The sequence below is a fragment of the Cellvibrio mixtus subsp. mixtus J3-8 genome, from assembly GCF_000766945.1.
GTDB classification, from domain to species: domain Bacteria; phylum Pseudomonadota; class Gammaproteobacteria; order Pseudomonadales; family Cellvibrionaceae; genus Cellvibrio; species Cellvibrio mixtus_A.
In genome coordinates this window covers 2,430-3,583 of the sequence record NZ_KN266219.1, presented here as the reverse complement: position 1 = coordinate 3,583, position 1,154 = coordinate 2,430, and the positions used below count along the sequence as shown (strand labels likewise).

The 1,154-nt window shown below is 47.4% G+C and carries 2 protein-coding genes; both read right to left on the bottom strand.

The window, feature by feature from the left end; genetic code table 11:
• Window positions 1-425, bottom strand: a 425-nt coding sequence (locus A596_RS23670) for a P2 family phage major capsid protein (protein ID WP_039918802.1), incomplete at its 3' end; no start/stop codon positions are given.
• A 44-nt stretch (window positions 426-469) separates the two neighbouring features.
• A partial coding sequence (locus A596_RS21510; protein WP_039918800.1) for a GPO family capsid scaffolding protein occupies window positions 470-1,154 on the bottom strand: 685 nt, incomplete at its 5' end.

Sequence of the window (1,154 nt, the reverse complement as noted above, 5' to 3'; positions counted from 1 at the left end):
CCAACCATGATTCGGTCGAGTGCTTGCTGACGCAAAATGGCATCGCGGAGGCGTGCTTGGAAGTCCGGGAACTTGGCCCATGCATCTAATTTTGCGTAACCGATTCCGGTGTCAAATTCGGTGAATTTGCATTCATACTCCATGTCATCCAGTGTGCTGACATCGCGCGGTTGGCGAGGGCCTTCGCTTACGTCGGTGCGACCGGCAATTGGATTAACACCAAGCCCCAGCTTTTCGCCTTTGAGTTCTTTTACTCCGAATATATTAATTCGGCCAAGGAAGTCGCTGGACTCTTGCAGTTTGGTTTCCAGCGTTTGTTGCACACTGGGTGCTACGCTGAATTTTTTGCTAGCGTCTTTAATGCTGTTTAATTGACCGATGCGAGCCACAAAGGCGTCGTATAGCGGGCGTGTATCGTTATGCATAGTAAGTGCCTTTTGTTTGTGTGTTTGGATTGCCGCGCGCTGCCTTAGCAGTCGGTCTGCACCAAGTTACCGTTGTTACCGGTTGCTGTGCTGCGGTGATGTTGGCGGCCGTCAGTTGAGTCCAATTTTTTATACAAGGCATCAAAGTCGGCTTGTAATTGTTCATGGGCTTTTTTCAGGTCGCTAAATTCAGTTGGCAGGGTAGAGTTTCCTTCACTGAATTTATTGATAACTAATTCCAAAGCCTTCTCTAAATCTTTCCGGAAGGATTCAAATTCGGCGCTGTTAGATTTGTTGTGTTTTTTAAACAACGCAGTGACGGTATCCTGCAACGAGGTTTTATCGTCTTCCTGTTCATCATCTTCGATGAATTCAAGAGTCACTTCTTCAACAGCAGTAAATAAATTTTCTGGACGGGTTTTGCGATACGCCAGCGGATTGGATTTTGCACCGGCTGAGAATTCCAGCATTTCAGTGCCGAGGCTTGCCGGATCATCGGTAACTGCGAGTCCTACCATGTAGGCTTCCCCGAGGTCGGCAAATTCCGTATCAATTTCGATACTGGTATAAACCTTTTGGCGCTTTTTGTTCATCGCTACCAAATCATCCGTTGGACTGATTTCGGCAAGCAGGAACATTTTCCCTTTATCCTCTTCGGTGGATAGCGATAACACATCACCATAGGCACGGAATGGGCTGTCAGGGTGATAGCCTTTGATATGCTCAAGG